The following is a 19,007-nucleotide window of genomic DNA, read 5'->3' as shown; positions in this document are numbered from 1 at the left end:
CGTCCGGTCGGAGCCCTGGCCGGCGCCGTCAGGCCAGCTTGATCGAGGTGCGGCGTTCGGTGGCGGTGAAACCGAGCCGGCGGTAGAGCCGGACCGCGCCCACGTTGTCCGGGTAGACGCCCAGCGCCACAGTGTCGTACCGGCCGAACAGGGCCTCCGTCATCCCGGCGGTCAGCGCCGCGCCCAGCCCTCGGCCGCGCTGCCCGGGCAGGACCGTCAACCCGGCCAGGAAGCCGATGTCGCCGCGGCTGCGGTCGGCGCCGCAGGCGAGCAGGCGGTCACCGTCGCGGATGCCGTACCAGTCGACGATGCCCGGTTCGCCCGGCCGGGAGGTGGTGCTCGGGAACGCCTCCTCGATCAGCGCGGCCAGCGCGGGGTGGTCGGCCTCGGTGAGCCGGACCACCCGCTCCTGCTCCGGCCGGCGCGGCGGCGGGCCGCTCGTCCAGAGGAGGTCCCACTCGACCAGCCGGGCCACCGGCAGCCGCGCGGCCACCTCCTCCGGATCGGCGTGGGGCAGGTTGATCGACTGGCCCGGCCGCAGCGAGCCGTCCGCGCGCTGGGCGGCGAAGACGTCGAGTGCCGGGCCGGGGGCGCCGACCGCCCCGCCGACCGACCACTCACCCGGCGGCAGCAGCCACCCGACCGCGCCGCCGCGCCGCCACCCCCGTACGGCCTGGTCGTGCCGCAGCGCGTGCCGGGCGTACGGGTGACCACCGGTCGCCTCGAGCAGCGCGTACCGCCCGGACAGTGCCTCGTCGACCGTGATCATTCCGCCAGCCTACGAGCATCCCGGCCGGTACCGAGGGCCGGACCACCGCCTGTTCCACGGTGGAGATTGACGAACAGACCGATTGGGTACATCCGTCGCCGACCTGCTGGGAACCCCCACCGGAGGAACGACATGCTCGCCATTCTCGCGGCCATCGTGTTCGGCTTCGCGCTGCTGCTCGACTTCATGAACACCGACCTCGGCGCGCCCGATCTGTTCAGCACCACGACCCTCATGCTCATCGGCTTCCTGCTGCTCTCGCTCTACCTGGCCGGCGTCGGCTCCGGCCCGCGCGGCGGCGGTGGCGGCCGGTGGTACCGGGGCCGGCGGCCGGGTCGCGGCTGACCGGAAAAGACCACCCGGGTCGGGGCGGCGGCGCGATTCCGGCGTCGTCGGCCCGGCCCGGTACTGTTCTCGTGATGGAATCGGACGCCCTCTTCACCCTCGGCGAGCCGGCCGGCGCACCCGCGGGCGCGGGCGGCGCCGACGGCTTCACCGACGCTCGGGCGGACTCGCCCCTGCCGGTGCGGATGCGACCGGCGGGCATCGACGAGCTGGTCGGGCAGGAGCACCTGCTCGCACCGGGAGCGCCGCTGCGTCAGCTGGTCGAGGGCGCGGCGCCGATGTCGGTGATCCTCTGGGGTCCGCCCGGCAGCGGCAAGACCACCATCGCCCACCTCGTGGCCCGGGCCACCGACCGGCGGTTCGTCGCGATGTCCGCGCTGACCGCGGGCGTCAAGGACGTCCGCGCGGTGATCGACACCGCCCGGCGGCAACGCCGGTCCGGCGGCCCGCCGACGGTGCTGTTCATCGACGAGGTGCACCGGTTCAGCAAGACCCAGCAGGATTCGCTTCTCGCCGCCGTCGAGGACCGGACGGTCACGCTGCTCGCGGCGACCACCGAGAACCCGTACTTCTCGGTCATCTCGCCCCTGCTGTCGCGCTGCGTGCTGCTCACCCTCCAGGCCTTGGACGACGACGACGTACGCGGCCTGCTGCGCCGCGCGGTGGCCGACGAGCGCGGGCTCGGCGGCGCGCTGGTGCTGGCCGAGGAGGCGGAGGACCACCTGGTCCGCCTGGCCGGAGGCGACGTGCGCAAGGCGCTCACCGCGCTGGAGGCGGCAGCCGCCACCGCGACCGCGCTGGGCACCGGCCGCATCGACCTGGCCGTGGCCGAGCAGGCGGTCGACGTGGCGGCGGTGCGCTACGACCGGGACGGCGACGCCCACTACGACGTGACGAGCGCGTTCATCAAGAGCATGCGCGGCTCGGACGTGGACGCGGCACTGCACTGGCTGGCCCGGATGCTGGTGGCCGGGGAGGACGCCCGGTTCATCGCCCGCCGGCTGGTGATCTTCGCCAGCGAGGACGTCGGCATGGCCGATCCGACCGCGCTGACAGTGGCCACCGCCGCCGCGCACGCGGTCGAGTACGTGGGCCTGCCGGAGGCACAGCTCAACCTGGCCCAGGCGGTCATCCACCTGGCCACCGCGCCGAAGTCGAACTCGGCCACCACAGCGATCGGCGCCGCCGTCGCCGACGTCCGCGCCGGTCGCGGCGGCCCGGTGCCACGCGGTTTGCGCGACGCCCACTACTCCGGCGCGCGGGGCCTCGGTCACGGCCGCGGCTACCGCTACCCGCACGACGACCACCGGGGGGTGGTCACCCAGCAGTACGCTCCGGACGACCTCGTCGGCACCGACTACTACCAGCCCAGCGGGCACGGCGCGGAGCGGGCGGTGGCCACCCGGCTGCCGCTGCTGCGCCGGATCGTCCGCGGACTGCCGGCTCCGGCGACCCGGGCGGAGGCCGGCGCCCCGGCCACCGCGAACGGGGCCCGGGTGGGGGGCGGAGATCAGGCCAGCGGGGCGAGTGAGGGCGGCAGCGACGCCGCCGAGGGGGGTCAGGAGTGATGGCGCGTGGTCCGGAGCGGCCGGCCGACGGCCCCGACGAGCGGCGCGACCCGCGGGCCAAGGGCCGCCGGTGGGGACGCGGCCGGGCCGAGCCCGAGCCGGATCCGACAGCCGGCGGCGAGGACCTCGGCTGGATCGACGACCTGCGGACCGCCAAGCAGCAGGGCGGTGAACTCGGACCGGACGGGGACCTCCCGGCACCGCGCTCCGACGCCGGCCCGTCCCGGCCGGGTGCCGACCCGTCCCGGGCGCCCCGCCCGGCCGGCGCGCCGGGTCCGGGCCCCGGCATGCCGCCGCCCGCCGGTCGCCAGGATCCGCGGAACCCGGCACCGGGCCCGCAGCACCCCCCGGCCGCTCAACCGCCGCCTCCGCCCACCGGCCGGCCCGGTACTCCGGCAGCGGGCGCGCCGCAGGCTCCGGGCCGGCCCGTGCCGCCGTCGGCCGCCGCGCCGCAGGCTCCGGCCCGCCCCGTGCCGCCTTCGCCCACCGCGCCGCAGGCTCCGGGCCGGTCCGTGCCCCCCTCGGCCGCCGGGCCGCAGGCTCCCGGCCGGCCCGTACCGCCGGCCGCCGCGCCGCAGGGGCCCGGCCGGGCTCATCCGGGCGCGCCCGCTCCGGGTGGCCGCACCGACCCGACGTTGCCGCCCGCGACCGGCCGTCCCGGCCCGGCGACGCCCTCCGCTGCCGGTCGTCCCGGCGGACCGGTTGCCGGCCGCCCCGGTGCCGACCTGCCCCCGGGCCCCGGTCGCCCGGGCGTGGACACACCTGCGCCACCGGGACGGTCCGGCGTGGACACCGCCCCGCCGTCCGGCCGGCCCGGCGTGGGCATGCCCCCGTCGCCCGGGCGTCCGGCCGCTGACGTTCCGCCGGGGGTCCGCCCGCCGGTGGCGGACACGCCCGCCGGCCGTGGCCGGCCCGCCCCGGAGACGCCGCCCGGCGGCCGGCCCGGTCCGCACCCTCCGGTCATGCGTCGCCCCGGCGCGCCCGGTCCGGCCGCGCCGCCGGTACGCCCCGGCGGTCCCGAGACCGGTGCCCCGCACCGGGGCGCCGACGGTCCCTGGCCGGGCGGCCCCGAAGCCGGTGCTCCACGCCGCCCCGTCGACGGCCCCTGGCCCGGCGTGCCCGAGGCGCCCCGGCCGCCGGACGCGCCGTACCGCCGCCGCACGGACGGCCCCACCGGTCAGCAGCCACCCGTCACCGGCACCCGCGTCCCGTCCGGCCCGCCGTCGCCCGGCCGGGCAGCCGTCGACCCGGGCCGCCCGGCCGTCGACGGTGACACCCGCGTACCGCCGACGCCTCGCGGCCGGCACGGAGCCGCCGGACCCGAGGGCCCGCACCCGGTCGACCCGACGGTCCCGCCGCAGCCCGGCGGCCGACGAGCCCGGCCGGACGACACCGCCGGCATCCAGCCGGTGTCCGGCGGCGCTCGCCGGGCCCGTACCGACGACACCGGCGCCGTGGTGCCGATGCCCGGGGGAGCGCGCCGGGCGCGGCCCGACGACGTGGCACCCGGCACCCGGCCGGTCTCGGGGGCGGGCCGCCGGGCCCGTGCCGACGACGTTCCGCCCGGCACCCGGCCGGTCTCCGGCGCCGGCCGTCGCGCCGCGCCGGACGGTGCCCCTGCCGTACCGCGCAGCGGAAACGCGCCGGACCTGCCCGGCGCGCCCGTGTCCGGCGGGCCGGCGACCGGCCCGCAGGCCGGCCGTCGTGGTGCGCCCGGCGACCGGAGTGCCGACGTAGCCGGCGGCAGGCGGGCCGCGCCCGGCGAACCGGGTCCCGGCGTCGCCGCCGAGACGCCCGGCCGCCGAGCCGCCCGTGACGACGCCGCCGAGCCGCGGCCGCAACGGCCCGAGCGGCCCGCCGACTGGTTGCGGCAGGCCGGTCGCTCGCCGCACACCGATCCGGCCATGCCGGTCACCCGCCGCCCGGCCGGTCCTCCGGCCGACGAGCCGCCCGGCCGCTCCGGTGGCGCCGCGGGCCGGGCCGGTGTCGCCGTCCCGCCGACGCGTTCCGAGCCGGGTACGCCGCCCCGGCGCCCCGGACAGCCCGGCCCCGACGTGCCGGCGCGTGCCGAACCGCCGGGCCCGCCGGTCCGCCCCGACCAGACCGGCCCGGTCGTGCCCCCGGCCCGGTCCCAGCCGTCCGAACCGGCGCCCGGTCCGGCCCGCGGCGCGGCCCGGCCCGGTGTCGCGCCCGTTCCCGGCGGCGGCCCGGCCGGACCCGGCCCGCGCGGCGACCTCGACCGCACGGGCGGGATTCCGGCGGGCGCCGGCCGCCCCGGTGGCGGCCCGGCCGGACCCGGTGGCGACGGACGCGTGGCACGCCCCGACGACACGGCCCGGCCCGGTGCCGGGCCTCGCCCGCCGGTAGCGCCCGGCGTCCGGGGACCGGCAGGCGACGGCCCGGTGCCGCCGGGCGCGCCGGTGACCGCCCGCGCGGCGGCCGGTGTGGCCCGCCCGGTCGCGCCGGACGAGCGGACCGCCGGCCGGGCGACACCACCCGGGCCGGAGGCGGACCGGCCCGGACCGGGTGCTCCGGCGGCGGCCCGGGCGGCTGTGGTCGTACCCCCGGGGGAGCCCGCGGGGCCACGGCCCGGCGGTCCCGGACCGGCCGACAGCGGCGCGGAGGCCGGGGGTCTGCGCGGTGCCCGGTCCGAGCTGCGCCGGCAGATGCGCGAGCGCACCCGGCTGCGGCTGGGCATCCTCGCTCTGGTCAGCCTCGTGCTGCTGGGGGCGGTGCCGCTCTACTTCGGCATGCGGACGCTCAGCCGCGACCCGGTCTTCGACAGCCTCGACGAGCTCAAGGTGCCCGCCTGGGCGCAGAGCAACACCGTCGACAACGTCAGCGGCAGCCGCTGGTGCCTGCAGGACTGCCGGCTGCGCGAACGTTCCGTCGAGTCGGAGCAGGGGTGGGAGAAGACCGTCGAGGTCTACGAGACGGCGCTGGCCGGGGACGGGTGGCAGCGCTGGAAGGTCGACCGCTGCCCGGACGAGAAGGTCCCCGGTAGCTACACCTGCTGGCGACGGGACGAACTCACGCTCGATCTGTGGGTACGCGACCGCACCTGCACCCCTCCGCCGGTGGACGGGGCGCCCGCGCCGACCGCGCCGGCCGCGCCCGCAGCGGCGGACTGCACCGGCTCGTTGATTTCGGTGAAGGTGCGCAACGCGATCGACGACGAGCGCACCGGACCGACACCGACCACCGATCCGTCACTCACCGGTGAGGATCCGTACCCGACCCTGACCGACGACCCGTTGGGCGAGGCGACCCCCTCACCGTCGTGAGCCGACTTTCATCACGGACGGTAGGGTCTGGGGCTGGCACGCCCGTCCGTGCCCGGTGACCGGGTCGGCGTGGCGCGAATGGGTAGGTACGGTCGCGCGTTCCGGGGCGTCGGGTTCCGGGACACTGCTTGAGGAGGACTTTCGCGTGAGTGGTGGAGAGATCGCTGCGCTGATCGCGGCCGGCGCGTTCCTGATGCTGGTGCTCGTGCTGGCGGTGCCGATCCTGCGGCTGCGGCACACCGTGGACGCGACGACCCGCATGATCACCGACGTGAACGAGCGCACCGCGCCGCTGCTCGGCGACGTGAACACCACGGTGAAGAACGTCAACGTGGCGCTGGAGCAGGTGCAGACCTCGCTGGACGGGGTGAACCTGCAGCTCGCCAAGGTGGACACCATGACCAGCCACGCGCAGAACGTCACGGCGAACGTGGCGAACCTGGCCACCGTGGTCTCCGCCGCAGCCGCGAACCCCCTGGTCAAGGTGGCCGCGTTCGGGTACGGCGTGCGCCGGGCCGCCTCCGCCCGCCGGCACGCCGAGACCGAGCGCGAGGTGCGCGACACGATCAAGCAGCAGCGTCGCGCCGCCAAGCGCGGCAACCGCTGACCCCGGCCGGCGTACGCGGGAAGGATGAGAGCATGAGGCGGTTGTTCTGGCTGGGCATCGGGCTGGCCGTGGGCGTCCTGGTGGTGCGCAAGGCCACCCGGACCGCGCAGGCGTACACCCCGGCCGGCATCGCCAGCGGGCTGTCCGAGTCCGCCGGCGGTCTGGTCGAGTCGCTCCGGGCGTTCGTGGACGACGTCCGGGTCGGCATGGCCGAGCGTGAGCAGGAGATCCACGAGGCCTTCGCCCGCGGCGAGGTGTACGACGACCAGTTCGCCGAGCTGCGGGAGGACCCGCGCATCGGTGATCGAGAGATTTTCCCGGAGGACCACCAGCGATGAAGACGGCGGAGATCAAGCGGCGGTTCCTCGCCCACTTCGAGGCGAACGGGCACACCGTGGTGCCGTCCGCTCCGCTGCCCGCCATCAGCGACCCGAACCTGCTGTTCATCAACGCGGGCATGGTGCAGTTCGTGCCCTACTTCCTGGGCCAGCAGACCCCGCCGTACGCGCGGGCGACGAGCGTGCAGAAGTGCATCCGTACGCCCGACATCGACGAGGTCGGCAAGACCAGCCGGCACGGCACGTTCTTCCAGATGAACGGCAACTTCTCCTTCGGTGACTACTTCAAGTCCGGGGCGATCCCGCTCGCCTGGGACCTGGCGACGAAGTCGGTCGAGGCGGGCGGCTTCGGGCTGGACCCGGAGCGGATCTGGGCGACCGTCTACCTGGACGACGACGAGGCGTACGACATCTGGCGTGCCACCGGCGTGCCGGCCGAGCGGATCGTGCGCCGGGGCAAGGCCGACAACTTCTGGTCGATGGGCATCCCCGGCCCGTGCGGCCCGTGCTCCGAGCTGTACTACGACCGCGGCCCGGCCTACGGCCGCGAGGGCGGCCCGGAGGTCGACGAGGACCGCTACCTGGAGTTCTGGAACCTCGTCTTCATGCAGTTCGAGCGGGGTCCGGGCGTCGGCAAGGAGGACTTCCCGATCCTCGGCGACCTGCCGGCGAAGAACATCGACACCGGCATGGGCCTGGAGCGGATGGCCTCGCTGCTGCAAGGCGTGGACAACCTCTACGAGATCGACGAGGTCCGCCCGATCCTGGACAAGGCCGCCGAGCTGACCGGCAAGCGCTACGGCGTGCACTCCGGTCACGCGGCGAACGAGTCGCACCCGGACGACGTGCGCCTCCGGGTCATCGCCGACCACGTGCGTACCTCGCTGATGCTCATCGGCGACGGCGTGACCCCGTCGAACGAGGGCCGGGGCTACGTGCTGCGGCGGATCATGCGCCGGGCGATCCGGGCGGTGCGGCTGCTCGGCTACTCCGATCGCGCGCTGCCGGAGCTGCTGCCGGTGGCCCGCGACTGCATGGCGCCGTCGTACCCGGAGCTGGCCGAGGACTTCGGCCGGATCTCCCAGTACGCGTACGCCGAGGAGGACGCGTTCCTGGCCACGCTGCGTGCCGGCACCACGATCCTGGACACCGCCATCGCCGAGACCAAGTCGGCCGGCAAGGCGGCGCTCTCCGGTGACAAGGCGTTCCAGCTGCACGACACGTACGGCTTCCCGATCGACCTGACCCTGGAGATCGCCGCCGAGCAGGGGTTGCAGGTCGACGCGGAGGGTTTCCGCCGGCTGATGGCCGACCAGCGCAGCCGGGCCAAGGCCGACGCGCAGGCGCGCAAGACCGGGCACACCGACGTGTCGGCGTACCGGTCGGTGCTCGACGGCGGCGGGCCGGTCGAGTTCACCGGCTACACCGAGTTGAGCCGCGAGTCCCGGGTCCGCGCGCTGCTGTCCGGCGGCGCGGCCGTCTCGGCGGCGGTCGAGGGGGACACGATCGAGCTGGTGCTCGACACCACCCCGTTCTACGCCGAGGGCGGCGGGCAGCAGCCCGACCAGGGCCTCATCACCGTCGGCGGCGGCCAGGTCGAGGTCTTCGACGTGCAGCAGCCGGTGCCCGGCCTGATCGTGCACCGGGCCAAGGTGGTGCGTGGCGAGGTCCGCTCCGGGGAGACCGGGTACGCCGAGATTGACGTGTCCCGCCGCCGGGCGATCTCCCGCTCGCACACCGCGACGCACCTGGTGCACCAGACGATGCGCAACTTCCTCGGCGAGTCCGCGACCCAGGCCGGTTCGCTGAACGCGCCGGGCCGGCTGCGGTTCGACTTCAACACCCCGACGGGTGTGGCGCCCAGCGTGCTGCACGACGTCGAGCAGCAGGTGAACGAGGTGCTGCTGGCCGACCTGGAGGTGCACGCGTTCGTCACCAGCCAGGAGGAGGCCCGCCGGATCGGGGCGATGGCCCTGTTCGGCGAGAAGTACGGCGAGCGGGTCCGGGTCGTCGAGGTCGGCGACTACGCCCGCGAGCTGTGCGGCGGCACCCACGTGGCCCGCTCCGCCCAGCTCGGCCTGGTGAAGATCCTCTCCGAGGCCTCAGTGGGTTCCGGTGTCCGGCGGATCGAGGCGCTCGTCGGCATGGACGCGTTCGGCTTCCTGGCCCGCGAGCACCTGCTGGTGTCCCGGCTGGCCGAGCTGTTCCGGGTGCCCGGCGAGCAGGTCGCCGACCGGGTGGAGCAGACCGTCACCCAGCTGCGCGACGCGGAGAAGGAACTGGAGAAGCTGCGCGCCCAGCTCGTGCTCGGCGGGGCCGGTGCCGTGGCCGCGCAGGCGAAGGACGTGCGCGGCGTCGCGTACGTCGGCACCGAGGCGCCGGAGGGCGCGGCGGCGAACGACGTGCGGACCCTCGCCCAGGAGATCCGGGGCCGGATCGACGCGGCCCGCCCGGCGGTGGTCGCGGTGGCCGCCCGGGCCAACGGCAAGGCGTCCCTCGTGGTGGCGGTCAACCAGGCCGCCCGAGGACGGAACCTGAGCGCGAAGGACCTGGTCAAGGCGGCGTTCTCCGGCCGGGGTGGCGGCAGCGACGACCTGGCCCAGGGCGGCGGGCTGCCCGCGGCGGAGGCACCTAACCTGCTGGTCACCGTCGAGCGGGCGGTCGCCGACGCGGCATGAGCGCGACGATCGACGCCAGGGCGGACCACCCGGTCCGCCCTGGCCCGTACCGGCGGGGAGGTGTCCGCTCGTGACCGAGCTGTCCCGTGGCGTCCGGCTGGGTGTCGACGTCGGTCAGGTCCGGGTGGGGGTGGCCCGCTGTGATCCGCATGGCATCCTCGCCACGCCGCTGGTGACGCTGGCCCGTGATCTGACCGCCGAACCGGACGCGGTCCCCGCCGACATGGCCGAGCTGGTCCGGCTCGCCGCCGAGCACGAGGCGGTGGGGATCGTGGTCGGGCTGCCGGTCAACCTCGCCGGAAAACACGGCCCCGCGGCGGCGAACGTATCAGCATATGCCAGCCGATTGGCCGATGTAATGAGGCCGATTCCGGTGACGCTGACGGACGAGAGGATGTCTACCGTCGTCGCGAGTCGTAGGCTGGCCGAACGGGGCGTCCGGGGAAAGCGCCAACGAGCGGTGGTCGACCAGGCCGCCGCGGTGGAGATTCTGCAGAGCTGGCTGGACGCACAGCGGAGGCGGACGCAATGATCGACGACCTTGATCTGGGCTTCGACGAGCAGGACAGGGGGGAGAAGGGCCGGCACCGGCGCGGCGCGGTACGCCGGCGCCAGGGCAAGTCCGGCGGCGGCCGGGGCAAGACCCTGCTCGCCCTCGCGCTCGCGCTGGTCCTGCTCGGCGGCATCGGCGGCGGTGCCTTCTACGGCTTCGACCGGGTCCAGAACTATTTCGTCACGCCCGACTACGACGGCTCCGGCACCGGCGAGGTGACCGTCGAGATCAAGCAGGGCGCGTTGATCGCCGACATGGCCGACGCGCTCGTCGCCGCCGACGTGGTGAAGAGCACCAAGGCGTTCATCGAGGCCGCAGAGGAGAACTCGCGCAGCAAGAACATCCAGCCCGGCACGTACAAGCTGCGCAAGCAGATGAGCGGTGACGCGGCGGTCGTGGCCCTGCTGGACCTCAAGAACAAGATCGTCAACGGGATCACCATCCCCGAGGGCCTCACCGCGAAGACGGTCTACAAGCGGCTCTCCGAGAAGACCGACATCCCGGTCAAGGACTTCGAGGCGGCGGCGAAGGACCCGGAGGCGCTCGGCGTACCGGACTGGTGGTTCAAGCGTTCCGACGGCAAGAAGGTCAATCCGTCGATCGAGGGCTTCCTGTTCCCGGACACCTACGAGATCCCGCCGAAGGCCACCGCCGAGACGGTGCTCAAGCTGATGGTGGACAACTTCCTCACCGTCACCTCCGGCATGCAGTACGCCGAGAAGGTGCAGAAGGAACGCGGCGGCATCACCCCGTACGAGGCGCTGATCGTCGCCTCGCTGGCCCAGGCGGAAGCCGGTAACAAGGCCGACCTGGGCAAGGTCGCCCGGGTGGCCTACAACCGGGTCTACGGCGAGTTCCCCTGCAACTGCCTGGAGATGGACGTCACCGTCAACTACTACCTGGAGCTGACCGGGCAGAAGACCAAGGCGTCCAAGGACATGACCGCCGCCGAACTGGACGACCCGAAGAACCCGTACAACCGCAAGCTGCGCGGGCTGGTCCCGTCGCCGATCAACAACCCGGGCAAGGAGGCGCTGGAGGGCGCGCTGACCCCGCCGCCGGGCAAGTGGCTCTACTTCGTGGCGATCAGCAAGGACGGCCGTTCCGCGTTCGCCGAGACCTACGACGAGCAACTGCGCAACGAGCGGAAGGCCAAGGAGGCCGGGATCATCTGATGGCCGATCCCCGCCGCGCCGCGGTGGTCGGCAGGCCGATCGCCCACTCGCTCTCCCCGGTGATCCACACCGCCGGGTACGCGGCGGCCGGGCTGACCGGCTGGTCGTACACCCGGATCGAAGCCGGCGCCGACGAGCTGCCCGGCCTGGTCGCGGGCCTCGGCCCGGAATGGGCCGGGCTGTCGGTGACCATGCCGGGCAAGGAGGCGGCGCTCGCGCTGGCCGACGAGGTCTCGCCGGTCGCCGCCGCCGTCGGCGCCGCCAACACGCTGGTACGCCGGCCCGACGGCACCTGGTACGCGGACAACACCGACGTCACCGGCATGGTCGAGGTGCTCACCGGCGCCGGCTGCGTGGCCGGGGCGGTGGTCACCGTGCTCGGCGCGGGTGGCACCGCCCGGGCCGCGATCGCGGCGGCGGCCCGGATCGGGGCGGCCGAGGTGACTGTGGTGGCCCGCCGCCCGGAGGCGGTCGACGAGCTGCGCCCGGTCGCGGCGGCGGCCGGGGTGCCGCTGGCCGGGGCCGAGTGGGACGGCGCGCCCGCGCACGCCCGCGCCGACCTGGTGATCTCCACGGTGCCGAAGGGCGTGGCCGACCCGCTCGCCGACAACTTCGACTGGCGGCCGGAGTCGGTCTTCTTCGACGTGGTCTACGACCCGTGGCCGACGCCGCTCGCGGCGGCGGCGCTGGCCGCCGGGTGCCGGGTGGTTTCCGGGCTGGACCTGCTGCTGGCCCAGGCGTACGGCCAGTTCGAGCAGTTCACTGGCGTAGCCGCCCCGCGCGCCGCGATGCGCGCCGCGCTGCCGGTGTAAGGAAGGGCCCCTTCTTAACGCCTCCGGTAGAGGAAGGGCCCCCTGTTAACACCTCACCCGCCGGGCGGCAGACCAGCACGCGGAGGTGGCCTGTCCGGTGGGCGGGATGCGGCGGGCGGCGTACGCCGGTGACCACCGGGCGTGACACACTGACCGTCGTGTTGCGCTGGCTGACTGCAGGTGAATCGCACGGACCCGCCCTCGTCGCGATGCTGGAGGGCGTACCCGCCGGCATCGAGGTGACCACGGCGGAGATCTCCGGCGAGCTGGCCCGGCGCCGGCTCGGCTACGGCCGGGGCGCCCGGATGTCGTTCGAGCAGGACGAGGTCGAGATCATCGGTGGGCTCCGGCACGGGGTGACGCTCGGCAGCCCGGTCGCGATCCGGGTCGGCAACTCCGAGTGGCCCAAGTGGCGCACCGTGATGGCCGCCGACCCGGTCGACCCGGAGGAACTGGCGAGCCAGGCCCGCAACGCGCCGCTGACCCGGCCCCGGCCGGGCCATGCCGACCTGGCCGGCATGCAGAAGTACGGGCACACCGACGCCCGGCCGATCCTGGAGCGTGCCAGCGCCCGGGAGACCGCCGCCCGGGTCGCGGTGGGCACCGTCGCCAAGGCACTCGTCCGCCAGGCGCTCGGCGTCGAGATCGTCTCCCACGTGGTCGAGCTGGGCCCGGTGGCGGTCAAGCCGGGCCTGCGGCCCACACCGGAGGACGCCGCGCGCATCGACGCCGACCCGCTGCGCTGCCTCGACGCCGAGGCCAGCGCCCGGATGGTCGCCGAGGTCGACGCCGCGAAGAAGGCCGCCGACACGCTCGGGGGCGTGGTCGAGGTGCTCGCGTACGGGGTGCCGCCGGGCCTGGGCAGCCACGTCCAGTGGGACCGCAAGCTCGACGCCCGCCTCGCGACCGCGCTCATGTCGATCCAGGCGATCAAGGGTGTGGAGATTGGCGACGGCTGGCAGCAGGCCCGCTCGCGTGGCTCGGAGGCGCACGACGAGATCGTGCCCACCGCGACCGGCGTGCGGCGGATCACCGACCGGGCCGGTGGCCTGGAGGGCGGCATCACCACCGGTGAGCCGCTGCGGGTGAAGGCGGCCATGAAGCCGATCTCGTCGCTGAACCGGGCTCTCGCCACGATCGACGTGACCACAGGCGAGCCGGCCACCGCTATCAACCAGCGCTCCGACGTGTGCGCGGTCCCGGCCGCTGCGGTGGTGGCCGAGGCGATGGTCGCGCTGGTGCTGGCCGAGGCGGCGGTGGAGAAGTTCGGCGGCGACTCGGTCGCCGAAATGCGCCGCAACCTGACGGGCTACCTCGACAGCCTGGTGGTTCGGTGAGCGCGAGGAAGGCAGCGCAGCGGAGTCCCGCAGTCGCGAACGAAAGGTGGCAACGATGAGCACCCGGCCGGTCTGCGTGCTGGTCGGTGCGCCCGGGTCCGGCAAGACCACTGTCGGTACGGCGCTCGCCGAGGCGCTCGGCGTCGACTTCCGGGACACCGACGCCGACATCGAGAACCTCGCCGGCAAGCCCATCCCGGAGATCTTCGTGGACGAGGGCGAGGAGCACTTCCGTACCCTCGAACGGGCCGCCGTGGCGGCGGCGCTCGCGTCGCACGCGGGCGTGCTCGCGCTCGGCGGCGGCGCGGTCCTGGCCGAGGAGAACCGGGCCGCGCTGATCGGCCACACCGTCGTGCACCTGTCGGTGGAGCTGCCAGACGCGGTCAAGCGGGTTGGCTTGGGCGCGGGCCGTCCGCTGCTCGCGCTGAACCCGCGCGCCACGCTCAAGCACCTGATGGATCAGCGCCGCCCGCTCTACGCCGAGGTGGCGACCGCGACGGTGGTCACCGACGGGCGTACGCCGGAGGATCTGGCCGCGGAGATCGCCGCCCTGCTCAAGCCCTGAGCCCGCCCCGCTCCGCCGGCTCCGGGCTCCCTCCGTGGAACGCGGTGGGTGTCTTCGGGGTGTTGTGGCACCCGTGGTGTTCCACTCGGCGTGGATGACGTGGGTGGGTGGAACGCGGTGGGTGTCTTCGGGGTGTTGTGGCACCCGTGGCGTTCCAGTCGGCGCGCATGACGTCGGTGGGTGGAACGGTGTGGGTGTCTCCCGAGGGTTGTGGCACCCGTGGTGTTCCACTCGGCGTGGATGACGCCGGCGGGTGGAACGCCATGGGCGGGTGGGAAGGCGCGCTGGTCAGGCGTTGGCCGCGACGGTCCCGGCCGCGCGGCGGCGCCGGGCCGGTTCCGGTCGCCAGGTGGCCAGCAGCGCGAGCGCCAGCGCGATCTCGGCCAGGTCACCCAGGTAGTACATGAGCGTGGCCCCGGCCCGCAGCTCGGCGGCGGTGGCCGGCACGTCGACGAACAGCCCGGCATAGAGCAACTGGGCGATCGTGGCGTGCGCGGCCACCCCGAACCCGATCACCACGAGCCGCACCGGTACGCGCGGGCGGTGCGGTCCCGGATCGGGACCGGCGATCGACCAGGCGAACAGGCAGCCGCTGAGCAGGAAGTGCAGGTTCACCAGCGTGTGCAGGGCCGGGTTGTCCAGGGTGGCCCGGTACAGCGGGGTGAGGTAGAGCAGCCACAGCCCGCCCGCGGTGAGCAGCAGGCCGGTCACCGGGTGGCCGAACACCCGCGCGACGGGATGCCGCAGCAGGTGGACCAGGGCCCGGCCGGTACGCCGGTCCAGCGTGCGCAGCAGCAGCGTGACCGGGGCGCCGAGCACCAGCGCGAGCGGCGCGAGCATGCCGATCAGCAGGTGCTGCCACATGTGCCCGACGAAGTCCCCGGCGGGCCACAGCAGCCCCGCCGCGAGCAGCAGCGCGCCCAGCCCGAAGCTCGCCGTCCGGGCGTGCGGCCAGCCCGGCCCGCCCGGGTCGCGCAGCCGCAGCGCGGCGGCCAGGTACGCCCAGAACAGCGCCGCCGGGACCAGCGCGGTCGCCGGGAAGCCGCCGTCGGCGTGCCCGGCGTGGGCGAGCGTCACCGGCGCTCCGGCGCGCAGAGGTCGACGCCCTTGGCCCGGCGCTGGATCGCCCAGCCGACGGCGATCAGCACCACGCCGAGGGCGAGGAACCCGAGGTCCCACCAGAGCTGGTTCGGGCCGCTGCGCACGTGGTGGATGCCGAGCAGGTGGTGGTCGATGATGCCCTCGACCAGGTTGAACAGGCCCCAGCCGATCAGCGCCCAGCCCCACAGCATCGGCGAGCGCCACAGCCGGCCCCGGGAACCGGTCACCCGGGAGTAGAGCAGGGCCAGGCCGGTCAGCACCGCCACCCAGGTGACCACGTGGAACAGGCCGTCCCAGAGCGTGTTCATCTGCAACCCGGGCACGGTGTCCACCGGGTACTCGCGGATGCCGACCCGGTCACTGCCGGTGCTGCTGAGCAGGTGGTGCCACTGGAGCACCTGGTGCAGGACGATGCCGTCGACGAAGCCGCCCAGCCCGACACCGAGGATCGTGGCGGGCAGCCGGATGCTCGTCGCGGACTCTTGTCGGGTCTCCTGTGCCGTCGTCTCGCTCATTCCGGCCGCCCTACCCGCGGTGCGGCCGGGCAAACACCCAGCCAGTGGACAACGGCCGCGCGAGGGCGGCGCGCTGGACTAGGCTGCCCGCGATGGACGAGGTGACCCGGATCCCGGTCGGCGGCGAGCGGCCGTACGACGTGCTGGTGGGACGTGACCTGCTGGACCCGCCGCCGGTGCTGCTGCCGGGCGCCGAGCGGGTGGCCTTCCTGCACGCGCCGCCGCTCAAGGCGCTCGCCGACCGGCTCGCCGACGCGGTCCGCGAGGGCGGCGTGACGCCGCTGCTGATCGAGGTGCCGGACGCCGAGGCGGGCAAACACGTCGACGTGGCGGCGGCCTGCTGGGACCGGCTCGGCGACGCCGGGTTCACCCGTACCGACGCGGTGGTCGGCGTGGGCGGCGGCGCGGTCACCGACCTGGCCGGCTTCGTCGCGGCCACCTGGCTGCGCGGCGTGCGCTGGGTGCCGGTCGCCACGTCGCTGCTCGGCATGGTCGACGCCGCCGTGGGCGGCAAGACCGGCATCAACACCGCCGCCGGCAAGAACCTGGTCGGCGCGTTCCACCCGCCGGCCGGCGTGCTGGCCGACCTGGCGACGCTGGACAGCCTGCCCCCGGCCGACCTGGCCGCCGGGATGGCCGAGGTGGTCAAGTGCGGGTTCATCGCCGACCCGGTCATCCTCGACCTGGTCGAGCGGGACCCGGCCGCCGCGCTCGACCCGGCCGGGCCGGTGCTGCGGGAACTGGTCGAGCGCGCGGTCCGCGTGAAGGCCGACGTGGTCGGCGGGGACCTGCGCGAATCCGGGGTACGCGAGGTGCTCAACTACGGGCACACGCTGGCGCACGCGATCGAGAAGGTGGAGGGGTACCGCTGGCGGCACGGCCACGCGGTCGCGGTCGGCCTGGTGTACGCGGCCACGCTGGCCCGGCTCGCCGGGCGCCTCGACGCGGCCGACGCCGAGCGGCACCGCCGGGTGCTGACCGCGCTCGACCTGCCCACCGGCTACCGGGCCGACGCCTGGCCGGAGCTGCTCGCCGCGATGCGGGTGGACAAGAAGGCCCGTGGCAGCCGGCTGCGGTTCGTGGTGCTCGACGGGCTGGCCCGCCCGGCGATCCTGGAGGCGCCGTCGGACGACCTGCTCGCCGCCGCGTACGCGGAGATCAGCTCGTGAGGGTGTACGTGCTCAACGGGCCGAACCTGGGCCGCCTCGGCACCCGCCAGGTCGACGTGTACGGGGTGACCAGCTACGCCCAGCTCGTGGCCGACTGCGAGCGGCACGGCCGGGAGCTGGGCCTGGACGTGGTGGTCCGGCAGACCGACGCCGAGCACGAGATGCTCGCCTGGCTGCACGAGGCGGCCGACGAGGCGGCGGCGGTGGTGCTCAACCCGGCCGCCTGGTCGCACTACTCGATCGCGGTGCGGGACGCCTGCGCCATGCTGCGCGGCCCGCTGGTCGAGGTGCACATCTCGAACATCCACGCCCGGGAGGAGTTCCGGCACCACTCGGTGGTGTCCGCGGTGGCCACCGGGGTGATCTGCGGCCTGGGCGTGGACGGCTACCGGCTGGCGCTGCAGCATCTGGCCGCCCGGCTCGCCGCGGGCGCCTGAGCCGGTCCGTCGCGCGGCGCGAGTCCGATTCGACAGAGCGAGTAGACTTGGACGGTCTGTCCGCCAATTGATGATCAAGGCAGGAAATGGCCACCACCAACGACCTGAAGAACGGCCTGGTACTCAACCTGGACGGCGAGCTGTGGGCCGTCGTCGAGTTCCAGCACGTCAAGCCCGGTAAGGGTGGTGCCTTCGTGCGCACCACGCTGAAGAACGTGCTGTCCGGCAAGGTGGTCGACAAGACCTTCAACGCGGGCACCAAGGTCGAGACCGCGACCGTGGACAAGCGCACCATGCAGTACCTGTACGCCGACGGCGAGGACTACGTCTTCATGGATCTGGAGACGTTCGACCAGATCACCGTCCCCGGCGGCACCGTCGGCGAGGCCGCCAACTACCTCCTCCCCGAGGCCGAGGCGACAGTCGCCACCCACGAGAGCGTGCCGCTGTACATCGAGCTGCCGACCTCGGTCGTGCTCGAGGTCACCTACACCGAGCCGGGCCTGCAGGGCGACCGGTCGACCGGCGGCAACAAGCCGGCCACCGTCGAGACCGGCGCCACAGTGCAGGTGCCGCTGTTCATCACCACCGGTGAGAAGATCAAGGTCGACACCCGCGACGGCCGTTACCTCGGCCGAGCCTGATGGCCGAGGGCCCCAAGCAGCAGATGCCGGCGCGCCGCAAGGCGCGCAAGCGGGCGCTGGACGTGCTCTTCGAGGCCGACCTGCGGGACCGCCCGCCGGTCGAGGTGCTCGCCGGTTACCTGGAACGGATCGAGCAGCCGCGCCCCGACCACCTCGGCTACGCGGTCGGGCTGGTCGAGGGCGTGGCGGCGCACCTCGACCGGATCGACGAGACGATCGCCAGCTACGCCGAGGGGTGGACGCTGGAGCGGATGCCCGTGGTCGACCGCAACCTGGCCCGGATCGCCGTGTACGAGCTGCTCTACGTCGATGAGATCGACGACGCGGTGGCGATCAGCGAGGCCGTGGAGCTGGCCCGGCAGATGTCTACCGACGACTCGCCCCGCTTCCTCAACGGCATCCTCGGCCGGATCGCCGAGTACGCCACGCGCTGACGCGCCGCGACGACGAAGGGCCCGTGCCGGTAGGCACGGGCCCTTTCTGTCGTACGGGGTGTCAGGACGCGAAGAACGCCCGCGGGTCGGCGACCAGCACGCCGTGCTCGGTCAGCCGCTCGATCAGGCCCGACGGCGAGGCGTCGTACACGATCGCGAGGGCGCGCAGGTCGTCGGCGCGGATGGAGAGCACCCGGCCGTTGTAGTCGCCGCGCTGCTGCTGGATGGCGCGCGCGTAGCGGGCCACGTACGCGAGGTCCTCGGAGGCCTCGTCGTAGAGCCGCTCCAGGTCCAGCACGATCTTGCTGGTGGGCTCGTGACGCACCCCGCTGCCGTCGGGCAGCAGCTCCGAGACGGGAACGCGGTAGAAGTCGGCCAGCTCCGCCAGGCGGGACACGGTGACGGCGCGGTCGCCGCGCTCGTACGAGCCGACCACCACGGCCTTCCACCGCCCGTTCGACTTCTCCTCCACCCCCTGCAGGGACAGGCCCTGCTGCTGGCGGATGGAGCGCAGGCGGGCGCCCAGCGACTTGGCGTATTCAGAGGGCATTCGGACACTCCCAGTGCTGTTCGGGTTCTCCGAGCTATCGCTACGGAGCGTGACGGTACGGGGATTGCGACAAGTGGTCAAGTGTTGCTGTCCACGAGGTCCGGCACCCACGTGTGGCTTGTCCGC

At 74.4% G+C, this 19,007-nt stretch carries 19 protein-coding genes; 15 read left to right on the top strand and 4 right to left on the bottom strand.

Translation table 11 applies throughout. The features are described 5' to 3' along the window. Positions 1-28: 28 nt before the first annotated feature. Entirely contained in the window at positions 29-769 is a 741-nt protein-coding gene (locus O7604_RS28125) for an N-acetyltransferase (RefSeq protein WP_269700498.1), read from the bottom strand. Between the two features lie 132 nt (positions 770-901). Between O7604_RS28125 and O7604_RS28120 the strand changes: the two genes are divergently transcribed. From O7604_RS28120 to O7604_RS28070, 11 genes are all read left to right on the top strand, one after another. Beyond that, positions 902-1,114, top strand: a complete 213-nt coding sequence (locus O7604_RS28120; protein WP_013285485.1) for a hypothetical protein — start codon at positions 902-904, stop codon at positions 1,112-1,114. A 74-nt stretch (positions 1,115-1,188) separates the two neighbouring features. Beyond that, a complete protein-coding gene (locus tag O7604_RS28115; RefSeq protein WP_269700497.1) occupies positions 1,189-2,682 on the top strand; it encodes a replication-associated recombination protein A in 1,494 nt (497 codons plus the stop codon). A gap of 2,666 nt (positions 2,683-5,348) precedes the next feature. After that, a complete protein-coding gene (locus O7604_RS28110; protein ID WP_269706865.1) occupies positions 5,349-5,966 on the top strand; it encodes a hypothetical protein in 618 nt (205 codons plus the stop codon). Positions 5,967-6,111: 145 nt separating this feature from the next. Continuing rightward, entirely contained in the window at positions 6,112-6,573 is a 462-nt protein-coding gene (locus tag O7604_RS28105) for a DUF948 domain-containing protein (RefSeq protein ID WP_013285490.1), read from the top strand. Positions 6,574-6,605: 32 nt separating this feature from the next. Then, positions 6,606-6,911 (top strand): hypothetical protein, encoded by a 306-nt coding sequence (locus O7604_RS28100; protein WP_013285491.1) that lies wholly within the window; start codon positions 6,606-6,608, stop codon positions 6,909-6,911. Further along, positions 6,908-9,589, top strand: coding sequence for an alanine--tRNA ligase (alaS, locus tag O7604_RS28095; RefSeq protein WP_281578325.1), 2,682 nt, complete (start codon positions 6,908-6,910; stop codon positions 9,587-9,589). The genes O7604_RS28100 and alaS overlap by 4 nt, the downstream gene beginning before the upstream one ends. Positions 9,590-9,659: 70 nt before the next feature. Then, on the top strand, positions 9,660-10,121 hold the full coding sequence (gene ruvX / locus O7604_RS28090; RefSeq protein ID WP_128138093.1) for a Holliday junction resolvase RuvX: 462 nt from the start codon (positions 9,660-9,662) through the stop codon (positions 10,119-10,121). Then, positions 10,118-11,317, top strand: a complete 1,200-nt coding sequence (gene mltG, locus O7604_RS28085; RefSeq protein ID WP_269700494.1) for an endolytic transglycosylase MltG — start codon at positions 10,118-10,120, stop codon at positions 11,315-11,317. Before ruvX ends, mltG begins: the two co-directional genes overlap by 4 nt. After that, the gene (locus O7604_RS28080; RefSeq protein ID WP_281578324.1) at positions 11,317-12,129 is read left to right on the top strand and encodes a shikimate dehydrogenase; all 813 of its coding nucleotides are present in this window, start codon (positions 11,317-11,319) and stop codon (positions 12,127-12,129) included. The genes mltG and O7604_RS28080 overlap by 1 nt, the downstream gene beginning before the upstream one ends. Before the next feature lie 158 nt (positions 12,130-12,287). Next, a complete protein-coding gene (gene aroC, locus O7604_RS28075) occupies positions 12,288-13,466 on the top strand; it encodes a chorismate synthase (protein ID WP_281578323.1) in 1,179 nt (392 codons plus the stop codon). A gap of 55 nt (positions 13,467-13,521) precedes the next feature. Next, positions 13,522-14,031, top strand: coding sequence for a shikimate kinase (locus O7604_RS28070; RefSeq protein ID WP_269700491.1), 510 nt, complete (start codon positions 13,522-13,524; stop codon positions 14,029-14,031). Positions 14,032-14,319: 288 nt separating this feature from the next. Here O7604_RS28070 and O7604_RS28065 read toward each other — a convergent pair whose 3' ends face one another. Together O7604_RS28065 and O7604_RS28060 are read right to left on the bottom strand one after the other, a co-directional pair. Beyond that, positions 14,320-15,108, bottom strand: coding sequence for a cytochrome c oxidase assembly protein (locus O7604_RS28065; protein WP_281578322.1), 789 nt, complete (start codon positions 15,106-15,108; stop codon positions 14,320-14,322). Continuing rightward, positions 15,105-15,647: a DUF2243 domain-containing protein gene (locus tag O7604_RS28060; protein ID WP_281578321.1), complete on the bottom strand. Its 543-nt coding sequence runs from the start codon at positions 15,645-15,647 to the stop codon at positions 15,105-15,107. The genes O7604_RS28065 and O7604_RS28060 overlap by 4 nt, the downstream gene beginning before the upstream one ends. A gap of 92 nt (positions 15,648-15,739) precedes the next feature. Here O7604_RS28060 and aroB point away from each other — a divergent pair, with 92 nt between their 5' ends. From aroB to nusB, 4 genes are all read left to right on the top strand, one after another. Further along, complete coding sequence (gene aroB, locus O7604_RS28055; protein WP_281578320.1) at positions 15,740-16,816, top strand: 3-dehydroquinate synthase; 1,077 nt, start codon at positions 15,740-15,742, stop codon at positions 16,814-16,816. Next, a complete protein-coding gene (aroQ, locus tag O7604_RS28050; protein ID WP_269700483.1) occupies positions 16,813-17,253 on the top strand; it encodes a type II 3-dehydroquinate dehydratase in 441 nt (146 codons plus the stop codon). Before aroB ends, aroQ begins: the two co-directional genes overlap by 4 nt. 86 nt (positions 17,254-17,339) lie before the next feature. Then, entirely contained in the window at positions 17,340-17,897 is a 558-nt protein-coding gene (gene efp, locus O7604_RS28045; RefSeq protein ID WP_013285503.1) for an elongation factor P, read from the top strand. 23 nt (positions 17,898-17,920) lie between these two features. Next, on the top strand, positions 17,921-18,331 hold the full coding sequence (gene nusB, locus O7604_RS28040) for a transcription antitermination factor NusB (RefSeq protein ID WP_174361785.1): 411 nt from the start codon (positions 17,921-17,923) through the stop codon (positions 18,329-18,331). A 61-nt stretch (positions 18,332-18,392) separates the two neighbouring features. On the opposite strand, the gene O7604_RS28035 is transcribed toward nusB, so the two are convergent. Then, positions 18,393-18,881 (bottom strand): helix-turn-helix domain-containing protein, encoded by a 489-nt coding sequence (locus O7604_RS28035; RefSeq protein ID WP_013285505.1) that lies wholly within the window; start codon positions 18,879-18,881, stop codon positions 18,393-18,395. Between the last annotated feature and the right edge of the window lie 126 nt (positions 18,882-19,007).

Origin of the sequence: Micromonospora sp. WMMA1947 (genome assembly GCF_027497355.1) — a bacterium.
Taxonomy (GTDB): Bacteria; Actinomycetota; Actinomycetes; order Mycobacteriales; family Micromonosporaceae; genus Micromonospora.
The sequence above is the reverse complement of the archived record's forward strand: the minus strand, read 5'-3'. Positions and strand labels throughout refer to the sequence as shown.

What these genes read in the sequence shown, in the direction of transcription:
- O7604_RS28115 (WP_269700497.1), top strand. Translation starts at nt 1,189, where the DNA reads ATGGAATCGGACGCCCTCTTCACCCTCGGCGAGCCGGCCGGCGCACCC.
- O7604_RS28070 (WP_269700491.1), top strand. Translation starts at nt 13,522, where the DNA reads ATGAGCACCCGGCCGGTCTGCGTGCTGGTCGGTGCGCCCGGGTCCGGC.
- nusB (WP_174361785.1), top strand. Translation starts at nt 17,921, where the DNA reads ATGCCGGCGCGCCGCAAGGCGCGCAAGCGGGCGCTGGACGTGCTCTTC.
- O7604_RS28035 (WP_013285505.1), bottom strand. Translation starts at nt 18,881, where the DNA reads ATGCCCTCTGAATACGCCAAGTCGCTGGGCGCCCGCCTGCGCTCCATC.
- O7604_RS28100 (WP_013285491.1), top strand. Translation starts at nt 6,606, where the DNA reads ATGAGGCGGTTGTTCTGGCTGGGCATCGGGCTGGCCGTGGGCGTCCTG.
- O7604_RS28080 (WP_281578324.1), top strand. Translation starts at nt 11,317, where the DNA reads ATGGCCGATCCCCGCCGCGCCGCGGTGGTCGGCAGGCCGATCGCCCAC.
- O7604_RS28110 (WP_269706865.1), top strand. Translation starts at nt 5,349, where the DNA reads ATGCGCGAGCGCACCCGGCTGCGGCTGGGCATCCTCGCTCTGGTCAGC.
- aroB (WP_281578320.1), top strand. Translation starts at nt 15,740, where the DNA reads ATGGACGAGGTGACCCGGATCCCGGTCGGCGGCGAGCGGCCGTACGAC.
- O7604_RS28120 (WP_013285485.1), top strand. Translation starts at nt 902, where the DNA reads ATGCTCGCCATTCTCGCGGCCATCGTGTTCGGCTTCGCGCTGCTGCTC.
- alaS (WP_281578325.1), top strand. Translation starts at nt 6,908, where the DNA reads ATGAAGACGGCGGAGATCAAGCGGCGGTTCCTCGCCCACTTCGAGGCG.
- O7604_RS28125 (WP_269700498.1), bottom strand. Translation starts at nt 769, where the DNA reads ATGATCACGGTCGACGAGGCACTGTCCGGGCGGTACGCGCTGCTCGAG.
- efp (WP_013285503.1), top strand. Translation starts at nt 17,340, where the DNA reads ATGGCCACCACCAACGACCTGAAGAACGGCCTGGTACTCAACCTGGAC.
- O7604_RS28060 (WP_281578321.1), bottom strand. Translation starts at nt 15,647, where the DNA reads ATGAGCGAGACGACGGCACAGGAGACCCGACAAGAGTCCGCGACGAGC.
- mltG (WP_269700494.1), top strand. Translation starts at nt 10,118, where the DNA reads ATGATCGACGACCTTGATCTGGGCTTCGACGAGCAGGACAGGGGGGAG.